The sequence below is a fragment of the Kitasatospora sp. NPDC005856 genome, assembly GCF_040629945.1.
Taxonomy (GTDB): domain Bacteria; phylum Actinomycetota; class Actinomycetes; order Streptomycetales; family Streptomycetaceae; genus Kitasatospora.
Genome location: NZ_JBEXWT010000129.1, coordinates 11,585 through 20,847, shown reverse-complemented (window position 1 = coordinate 20,847; position 9,263 = coordinate 11,585). Strand labels below are relative to the sequence as shown.

Here is a 9,263-nt window from a genome sequence, read left to right as displayed (position 1 = left end):
TGCCATCCGTCTTCTCCCGCCGAAAGTCGGTACCCGCGACACACCGCCGCTGCACTCACCGATCGTAACCAGAACACAACCCCCACCCCGAACCCCACAGACACACACGGACGGGACCGGAAGGGCGACGGGACCGGACACGCCGGGAGGGACGGCCCGCACGGACGGAGCCGGACGGGACCGGGAGAAACCCAGCGCGCCCAGACGGGACCGGGAGGAGGAGCCGGGAGAGGCCGGACACGCACGGGCGGGGCCGGCGGGGCCCGGGAGGTGTCAGGCCGGCAGCTGCTGGCGGTGGGCCGCCAGCTCCGGACCGGTCGTGGTGGCCAGGAACTCCGTTACCCGGTACTCGGCCAACCCGGCCCGCACGAACGGATCGTTGGCCACCAAGGCCTCGACACCGGCCCGGTCCTGACCGACCGCGAGGATCACCCCGCCGTCACGCGGCACCTTACGGCCCGAGGCCAGGAAGGTCCCCGCCGCATAGTGCTCCTCCAGCCACGCGATGTGCTGCGGCAGCACCGCGTCGATCGACTCCAGACCCGCGGTGTACGTCAACTCCATTACGAACATGGCGACCAGGCTAACCCCCACCACCCGCCCCGCCCCCATCCGGCCCCAACCCGGCCCCCGCCGGACTCCGGCCAGAGGGTGCCGACCCCCATCCTGCCAGCTCAGGCAAGGTTCCGGTAGGACACAGCACACCCCTCTTCCGCCTTGCCGCACCCCGCCGCACGCCCGCAGACTCGAGCGCATCCCGTCCCGCATCCGCACGCCGCCGCCCCGCCCAGGGCGCCCGGCGCGTACGGCGTGCTGCCCGCGCACGGGAGAAGACGGACGAACGACGAAAGAGGGGGACACGCGGATGCGCGTACACGAGGACACGGTACTCAGGGCGCGAGTGCGGCTGCTGAGCCACAACGAGCGGATCCTGCACGGCGAGGAGGGCCTGTGGGTGTACCGGACGCTGTTCACCGTCAGCCCGGCCGCCTACGCCTACAAGCTGGCGTTCGTCCTGCGGGAAGCCGCCGAAGGGCCGCGGGTGGCCCACCTGCCCCACGCACGGCAGGCCCTGCTCGACGAAGCCCGCGCCGCCTGCGCGCACATCCCCTCCCACGCCCCCGCCCACCAGGCGCAGATGTGGGAGTACCCGACGGCCGACCTGCGCCGCATCGAGCAGCAGATCACCGGTGCACGGCAGTAGGTGATCACCCGATGGTTGCGGTACAACAATCCCTATTTGACGACCGATCGGAGAACATCTGATATGGACAGGCCAGGACTGTCTCGCCGCACCCTCCTCTCCTCCGCCGGCGCCGGAGCCCTCACCGCCGTCACCGGCTGGAACACCACCACCGCCGCCTGGGCCACCGAAGCCGACACCGACACCACCACCTCCGCCGGCATCGCCCTCCTGCCCGCCCTCGACGGCACCATGACCCTCCAGGGAGAAGGCCTCGAACGCTTCACCGGCGACTTCGGACACCTCCTCACCGCACAACCCCGCGCCGTCCTGCGCCCCGGCTCCGTGCGCGACATCCAGCAACTGGTCGCCTTCGCCCGCCGCCACCGCATCCCGGTGGCCGTCAACGGACAGAGCGGGGACCTCGCCCGACTCGGCGAGAACGGCCTGGAGTCCCACTCCAGCTACGGCCAGGCCAACCCCCGCGGCGGCATCGCCATCGACGCCCGCGGCCTGTCCAAGGTCCTCTCCGTCCAGCCGGGACGCGCCGTCGTCGAGGCCGGGGCGACCTGGGCGCAGGTGACCGAGGCGGGTCTGGCGGCCGACTGGGTGCCACCGGTGCTCACCGACTACCTGCACCTGTCGGTGGGCGGCACGCTGAGCGTCGGCGGTATCGGCGGCGGCGTACAACACCACGGCATGCAGGTCGACAACGTCCTCGAACTCGACGTCGTCACCGGCACCGGCGAACTGGTCACCGCCTCCCCCACCCGCAACCGGGAACTGTTCGAGGCGGTGCTGGCCGGCGGCGGCCAGGTCGGCGTCATCGTGCGCGTCACCATCGCCCTGGTCCCGGTGCGCGAGCGCGCCCACGTCTTCTCGCTCTACTACGACGACCTGGACACCTACCTCGCCGACCAGGAGAAGGTGCTGGCCCGGCGCCGCTTCGACTTCCAGGTCGGTGACGTCGTGCGCAGCGAGGACGGTTCGCGCTGGCGCTACAAGGCGGAGCTGGTGGCGTTCGCGGACGCCGGGCAGGAGGTGGACCGGGCGGCGCTGCTGGCAGGGCTGACGCCGGTGCAGACGCAGGTGGTGGAGCAGAGCTGGCGCGAATACGCCTGGCGGGTGGACGGCTTCTCCGAATACCTGCGGGCCACCGGCTACTGGGCGCTGCCCAAGCCGTGGCTGAGCGTGTTCCTGCCGGCGTCCACGGCACGGGCGTTCATGGCGCGGGCCGCCGAGGTGCTCACCGCCGACGACCTGGGGGCGGGGCTACTGCTCTTCTACCCCTACCTGCGCTCCAAGGTGAAGGCACCACTGGCCGTACTGCCCGACCAGGAACTCGGCTGGCACTTCGACCTCCTGGCCTTCCCGGGGCCAGGGGCGGACACGGCGGCCATGCTGGAGCGCAACCGGCAGCTGTACGACCTGGCGGTGCAGCTGGGCGGCAAGCGGTACCTGATCGGGGCGGTGCCGGGGATGACGCGCGCGGACTGGCAGCGCCACTACGGGGGGCTGTGGGAGCGGGTGGTGGCGGCCAAGCGGCGCTGGGACCCGGCCGGGATCCTCACCCCGGGACAGGGCATCCACACGATCTGACGCACCACCGGACCGAGGTCGTTCCGGGCCTGCGCACGCGCGTGTGCGCAGGCCCGGCGGGGCCCGGCCGGCCGCCCGAGCCGGCGCCGCGCCGGCTCGTTCACACCCTGGTGAAGTCCGTCGTCGACGTCCCCGGCCGGATCACGTAGACGCCGGAGCCCGGCGGGCTCTCCCACGACCCGCTCTTGAGCTGCTCGGCATCGGTTGTCGAAGGCCACCGGGTGCCCTGCACCGACCAGCGCATCCCGGCCAGATCGACGCGGGTCAGGTCGACGTCGCTGAGGTCGGCCCGGGTGAAGTCGTCGAGCGGGCCGTCCAGCAGCAGGGTGCCGAGTTCGCCGCTGCCCGGCAGGCCGAGCAGCGGTCCCGCCGCACGGTCGAGGTCCCGGGCCAGGGCCCGGGCGAGATCCCGCACGGGAGCGCGGTCGAGGTCCCGGGCCAGGGCCCGGGCGAGGTCCCGGGCCAGCGCGTGTGCGAGGTCCTGGGCGCGGTGGTGGGCGAGGTCCCGCGCCAGGTCGTGGGCCAGGTCGTGCGCGAGGTCGTGGGCCAGGACGCGGGCCCGGCTCTGTGCCCGGGGGACGTCGTGGGCGTGGTGCAGGGCGAAGTCGACCGCGAGGTGCAGCTCGCGGGCCAGGGTGACATCGCGGGGAAGCGCGATCAGGTGCCCGAGGTCGTCGGCGACGGTGCGGGCGAGCGCATGCGTGAGGACCAGGGCGTGCGCGAGGTCACGCTCGACGTGCAGGGCCAGGTCCACCGCCCGCGACACGAGTCCGCCCCGGATGCTGGCCACGATGGCCGGGTGCCGGCGCAGGGCCAGTCGGACCTGGGGATCCAGCGCCTGCACGACGCCGTCGAGTTCCCGGCGCCCTGGTCCCCGCCCGGTGCCGTCGGCCCGGGCGTGCGCCTCACCCCCGTGGGGGTTCTCCCGCAGGACCTCGGCCAGACCGGTTTCCAGGTCGATCACCGTGCCGAGCTCCTCGACCAGAGCGACATGGCGGGCGTGGACCATGACCTCCCCCAGTCCGGTCTCCAGGTCCAGGAGAGCGGCGAGGCCGTGGACGAGATCCGTCAGCCGCGCGGTGATGCCCGGGTTGACCGCCTCGTCGTCCGGGCCGACCACGTCGTCACCCGGGTCGACCGCACCGTCGTCCGCAACGGGCCCCGACCTGCCGGTCATGCCCCCTCCTCTCGGGCCCTCATCCGCAGGGCGACCGCCCGGCGGGCCTTCATCAGGTTCGCGCGCACCGCGGCGGGTTCGATCCCCAGCTCCTCGGCGATCTCCGACGGGCTGTAGCCCGACACGCTCCAGGCCAGGACCTGCCGCTGGCGGGGCGGAAGACCGCCCAGCAGCTCCTCGAGCTCGTGCCGGCTCTCCCACTCCGCCAACTCGGCCGGGCAGCGCCGCATCAGACCCGTCGTCTCGGGGACCTGCTCGACCGGGTCCTCCTCCACCCGGCTGACATGCCGCACCAGCTCCCGGGAGGCGACCTTGCGCGTCCACGACCGGGGCGACCGGATCTGCCCCCACCCCTGGAACGCCTTGATCATCGTCTCCTGGGCCAGATCCGCCGCCAGCCGCGTCGGCGCGCCCTGCCACATCAGGAAGCCGACCAGCGTCGGCGTGAAACGCCGGTAGAACTCGGCGAAGTCCTCCCGCGTCGAGTGCCGGTCGGCGGCCAGCAGACCCTCCGGCCCCTGCCCGGTGAGCAGCGGCCGGGACACACCGGCGTCGTACGCATCGTTGTCACTCACCCGTCCCGTACCCCCGCCGAACGGGCCGCCGCGGGATCGTCAACGTCACCGAGCTCCCGTCGCTGCGCACCTCCCGGAAACGGCCCCCCTCGGGCAGGACGCGGGCCAGCGTCTCGACGACCCTCCCGCGCGCGTCCTCCTCACGCGATCGCCACCGCAGTCCCAGGTGCCGGCACACCACCGCGGTGATGCGAACACCCGCGCCCGACAGCGCCGCCAAGGCTGCGGCCGTCAGCGGATCCATCCGCGCGTCCTCCCTGTTCGTGGTCCGCTCCGTGCGAACCCGTCGTGGTCCGCTCCGCGCGAACCCGTCGTGGTCCGCTCCGTGCGAACCCGTCGTGGGTCAGAGGCCGTACGGCACCTGCGCGTGAACCGGCGGTCGCCGGGAAATCCGCCCACGCCTCACCCGGGAGAGGTGACGGCCGCCGCCCCGTCCCTCGCGGGCCCGCGAGGGACGGGTTCGGTAGCATCCGGCCATGGCCTCCTCCCCCCGTGCCGTCCGGCCCACCACGCGGCTCGTCGACGGGCTCCTCTGCGCCTACCTCCCGGACGCCGCGACGGTGGGCGTGCTGTCGCCGGCGGCGACGTTCCGGCCCGCAGAAGGGGACGAGGTCGTCGGCCACGCCGTCTGCACCGACCTGCGCCGCGCCTACTACACCACCCTGGACGCGGCCGTCTGCGTGACGGCGCACGGCACGCTGCTGTGGCGCTCGCGGTTCGAGCCGCCGGCGGACGAGGTCTTCGGGCACCAGCCCGACTGTGAACTGTCCCCGGACGGACGGGTGTTGTGGGTCTACCGGCCCGACGCCACGGCGGGCCGCGACCGGCCGGACCAGTGGGTCGCCATGGACGCGGCGACCGGCGAGGTCCTCGCGCAGGCCGACCTGGAGACGGTCGGGCACGGCGGTGTGCAGCTGGCGCACCCGGCGAGCGGCCAGGTGCTCCTCAACGTGGGCGAGGGACAGGACGGCAGTGTCGTCCACCGCGCGTCGCTGACCGGCGGACGGATGGAACTCCTGCGCTACCCGTGGGACGACCGGTGCCTCATCGACCTGTCACCCGACGGCCACCGGTTCCTGACCGTCGACCACGCACAGAACGACCTCGCCGTCCACGCCTTCCCCGGCGGCGAGGTCCTCTTCACCCTCACCGCCGCCGACTTCGGGCACGACCCGGAGACGGTCTACCTGGAGTGGAGCGGCGGCTACCTGACCGAGGACACCGTCGTCGCCACCCTCATCGGCGAGGACGAGGACGAGGAGGACTGGTTCCGCCACTACAGCCTCGACGCCCGTACCGGCCGCATCCACGGCGAGTTCGACACCCACGCCGCGGACCCGTACGACCTCCGCCCGCTCGGCGACGGCTCCTGGCTCACCACCGGCCCCGGCGGCCACCCCGTACGCCACACCCGCCCCTGACCGACTCCCGACAGGCCCCGACCGGGCGCCGCCGGCAGGCCCGTTCACCGGACCGTACGGGCGGCGCTGCGCTCGTAGACGGCCCCGCCGGGGATGTACCAACCCGCCTGGGGCTTTCGGCGTCGGACGCCCTCCCCGCAGGATTCACACGCCGTGCGGCCGGCCCGTCCCGCAGTCAGATGGCGGGCCGGGCCGCGGACAGGCGCATGACGAAGGGCGACCCGTCGACGGTGGGCGTCCAGCCCGCGGTGCGGGCGCAGCGGATGCCTTCGGCGACCTCCCACGGCATGACCACCTCCGTCGCCACCGCGCGGGGGCTGCGGAGGGTCGGCCGGCCGGTGTCCACGACGAGCGTCGTTCCGGGACGGGCGGCGTCCTCCACCGCGTAGCCCAGGGTGGTGCCCTCGAAGTCGCAGCACCAGTGCTGCCTGCTGACACGCCAACGGTAGGCCACGCCCTCGACGACGATACGACGCGAACCCTTCCTGGCCAGCGCCACGGTGCCACCTCCCAGTCCTCGGGCCTGCCGGCCTGCCGCTCTACCGGCCTGCCCGTCTGCCCGTCTGCCCGTCTGCCCGTCTGCCCCGACGGCGGGGGCCACGGCGCGTTCCACGAGCCGCTCACGGCTGAACCGGCCGAAACCGGAAGGCGGCCGTGGCATCCGGCCACGGCCACCCCACCAGTCCTGATCCGGAGCTACGGTCAGGCCTGTACGGCGATGAGCTGGAACTTCTCGTTCGGGTCGGCGTTACAGTCCCACAGGATGATCGGGGTGTTGTTGTTCCAGACCGGGCCGCCACCGGCGACGTTCAGGCAGCGGTTGCTGGCGGGGTTGCGCAGCTGGCCGTCGGCGGTCCACTCGAACTTCTCGTTGCCGGAGGAGGCACTGCAGTCGAACAGGATGATCGAGTTGCCGTTGTTCCACGGCCCGGCACCGGCGACGTTCAGGCACCGGTTGCTGGCGTAGTTGTAGAGCTGCCCGTCGGCGGTGAGCTGGAACATCTCGTTGATCTGGCCGTTGCAGTCGAACAGGACGATCGGCGTGCTGTTCGGCCAGGTCGGGCCGGCGCCGGAGATGTTGAGGCAACGGTCGCTGGCAGGGTTCTTGATCCGGCCGACCGGGTGGGGGATCTCGTTGTCGGTGGCGAGCTGGAACTTCTCGTTCGGGTCGCTGTTGCAGTCGAACAGGACGATCGGTGTGCCGTTGGCCCACGGGCCGGCGCCGAACACGTTGAGGCAGCGGTTGCTGGCGGGGTTGCGCAGCTGGCCGTCGGCGGTCCACTCGAACTTCTCGTTGCCGGAGGAGGCACTGCAGTCGAAGAGGATGATCGAGTTGCCGTTGTTCCACGGCCCGGCACCGGCGACGTTCAGGCACCGGTTGCTGGCGGGGTTGCGCACCAACCCGTCCGGGGTCAGCTGGAACTTCTCGTTGCCGGCGCCGAGGGTGCAGTCCCAGGCGATGATCTCGGTGCTGTTCAGCCACGGCCCGGCGCCCTTGAGGTTGAGGCAGCGTCCGCTGGCGGGGTTGAGGATCTCGTACGACCGGCTCGTCTGGGCCGACACCCACGCGGTGAGGTCGTCGACGCGGCTGGCGTAGGCGCCGGTGCGGGTCTCGGTGGCGGGGGTGTCGAGGCAGCCGCCCCGCCAGGAGCGGGAGGCGACGGCGACCAGCTCGGCCTTGCCGTTGACCTCACGGACCACAGGGGCGCCGGTGTCGCCCTTGCAGACCGCCGCACCGCCCGTACCCGTGATGCCGACGCCGGTCGGGTTCACGGTGTCGAGGCTGAACGAGCCGGTGTGCGCCTGGGACGGCACCCACTCGGTCTTGGTGCGCCCGAACCCGGTCACCGTCAGCGATTGCCCGGCGACCGGCGCCGAGGTGCCGACCGTCAGCGGCGTGACACCCTGGACGGGCGTGGCCAGGCGGGCCATCACCAGGTCGCGGCCCTGGCTCGGCACCAGCTCGACGACCTGGGTCGACTTCGCGCCGACCGTGGCGGTGGTCTTCCACTTCGGCGCGCCGGCGGCCAGCGCCTGCGGCTGCGCCGGGTCGTCGGAGAAGCAGGACGCGGCGCTGATCACCCACAATTGGTCGATCAGCGCGCCGGTGCAGCCGCGCAGGCTGTCACCGATCACCAGGCGCGCGGTGGTGGCGGAGGCGCCGGCCGCGGCCGCGTCGCCGACCACGGCGCCGGCCGGGGTCGCGCTGAGGGTGGAGAGCGCACCGGCGGCGAGAACGGTGGCCAGCACACCCGCCCGTCGGGAACGGGACCGGGACTTGCGGAACACGGGGCTTCCTATCGTGGACTCTTCTGCGCGCATTTCCTTTTCCCGGGTAAGTTTTGCATCAAAGATGGTGCAAACTAGGACAGTCCGTGGGTGACCGATCTGAATTGACTTGATATCGAAGTCGGTTCGACCTCGACTCGATTTGTCAAGCCCCCAATTTTCTGAGTATCAGTCATGTACGGCGGCGCAGACTCTACATGACGTCACGAAGCTTCTGTAGGGCACATATGAGCCGCTCACCAGCGGATGGGTGGCACCCGATCCGGTCGACAATTGGGGATCGAAGCGGTGAACAACGGAATACCGAAGGAAAAGTACAAGGAATATGCGCCCTGTCGCCCCGCGACGATTCTCGCGACACTCGCCGACGCCGTAGCAGCCGACGACGCAAGGCCGACCACACGTGCGACTCCGAACCGTCCTCCTGCACCGGTCGAACTGGCGCAGAAGCCACCAGGCTTCGGAACGTCGCAGCCACGACCGGCGGCGGCTCTCCACCACCTCAGGCACGTAGACGGCGAAGTCGCACCGGAGTGCTAGCGGGCCAGGCGCCCGAGGAGGGCGGAGGAGGCGGCGATCCCGCAGAGCGTGGCGAAGGCGAGGACGGCGAAGTCCAGGGGCAGGTGGGAAGGGGTGCCGATGAGCAGGCCGCGCAACGCGTCGACCTGGTAGCTCAGCGGGTTGGCCTTGCTGACGGCCTGGAGCCAGCCCGGCATCAGGGCGATCGGGTAGAGGGCGTTGGAGGCGAAGAACAACGGCATGGTGATCGCCTGACCGATGCCCATCAGACGGTCGCGAGGAAGTCCAGGTACGGGATGCCGCCGGTGGGGGTCGCCTCGAGGCGGGTGAAGGTCTGGCCGAAGATCAGCGGCCACAGGGCCGGCTGGATCGCCCGGGTGTACAGCTCGGTGCGGTCGTGGTGGAGTGGGAAGTCACGCTCGCGGGAGAGCGGCAGCAGCAGCATGCCGGTGCCGCAGCCGATCTCCAGGATCCGCTCGCCCGGCTGGGCACGGAGCTGC

Annotated in this window: 9 protein-coding genes and 1 pseudogene; 3 read left to right on the top strand and 7 right to left on the bottom strand. The window is 71.9% G+C overall.

Annotated features, from left to right (window positions below; translation table 11 throughout):
* Positions 1–273: 273 nt before the first annotated feature.
* The gene (locus ABZ449_RS38990) at positions 274–573 is read right to left on the bottom strand and encodes a YciI family protein (RefSeq protein ID WP_360356008.1); all 300 of its coding nucleotides are present in this window, start codon (positions 571–573) and stop codon (positions 274–276) included.
* Between the two features lie 292 nt (positions 574–865).
* On the opposite strand from ABZ449_RS38990, the gene ABZ449_RS38985 reads away from it, so the two are divergent.
* Entirely contained in the window at positions 866–1,204 is a 339-nt protein-coding gene (locus tag ABZ449_RS38985) for a hypothetical protein (RefSeq protein WP_360356005.1), read from the top strand.
* A gap of 63 nt (positions 1,205–1,267) precedes the next feature.
* The gene (locus tag ABZ449_RS38980) at positions 1,268–2,782 is read left to right on the top strand and encodes an FAD-binding protein (protein ID WP_360356002.1); all 1,515 of its coding nucleotides are present in this window, start codon (positions 1,268–1,270) and stop codon (positions 2,780–2,782) included.
* 100 nt (positions 2,783–2,882) lie between these two features.
* Here ABZ449_RS38980 and ABZ449_RS38975 read toward each other — a convergent pair whose 3' ends face one another.
* From ABZ449_RS38975 to ABZ449_RS38965, 3 genes are read right to left on the bottom strand one after another with little or no spacing between them, the layout of a single operon-like run.
* Positions 2,883–3,959, bottom strand: a complete 1,077-nt coding sequence (locus ABZ449_RS38975; RefSeq protein WP_360356000.1) for a hypothetical protein — start codon at positions 3,957–3,959, stop codon at positions 2,883–2,885.
* On the bottom strand, positions 3,956–4,534 hold the full coding sequence (locus tag ABZ449_RS38970; protein WP_360355997.1) for a sigma-70 family RNA polymerase sigma factor: 579 nt from the start codon (positions 4,532–4,534) through the stop codon (positions 3,956–3,958). The genes ABZ449_RS38975 and ABZ449_RS38970 overlap by 4 nt, the downstream gene beginning before the upstream one ends.
* Positions 4,527–4,778, bottom strand: a complete 252-nt coding sequence (locus tag ABZ449_RS38965; RefSeq protein WP_360355994.1) for a hypothetical protein — start codon at positions 4,776–4,778, stop codon at positions 4,527–4,529. Before ABZ449_RS38965 ends, ABZ449_RS38970 begins: the two co-directional genes overlap by 8 nt.
* Positions 4,779–5,010: 232 nt before the next feature.
* Between ABZ449_RS38965 and ABZ449_RS38960 the strand changes: the two genes are divergently transcribed.
* On the top strand, positions 5,011–5,955 hold the full coding sequence (locus ABZ449_RS38960; RefSeq protein ID WP_360355991.1) for a hypothetical protein: 945 nt from the start codon (positions 5,011–5,013) through the stop codon (positions 5,953–5,955).
* A gap of 175 nt (positions 5,956–6,130) precedes the next feature.
* On the opposite strand, the gene ABZ449_RS38955 is transcribed toward ABZ449_RS38960, so the two are convergent.
* The 3 genes and pseudogenes from ABZ449_RS38955 to ABZ449_RS38945 form a co-directional block, all read right to left on the bottom strand.
* Positions 6,131–6,454, bottom strand: coding sequence for a hypothetical protein (locus ABZ449_RS38955; protein WP_360355989.1), 324 nt, complete (start codon positions 6,452–6,454; stop codon positions 6,131–6,133).
* 203 nt (positions 6,455–6,657) lie between these two features.
* Positions 6,658–8,244, bottom strand: coding sequence for a ricin-type beta-trefoil lectin domain protein (locus ABZ449_RS38950; RefSeq protein ID WP_360355986.1), 1,587 nt, complete (start codon positions 8,242–8,244; stop codon positions 6,658–6,660).
* A 536-nt stretch (positions 8,245–8,780) separates the two neighbouring features.
* Positions 8,781–9,169: pseudogene (locus ABZ449_RS38945) on the bottom strand (ABC transporter permease); the annotation flags it as partial.
* Positions 9,170–9,263 lie beyond the last annotated feature (94 nt).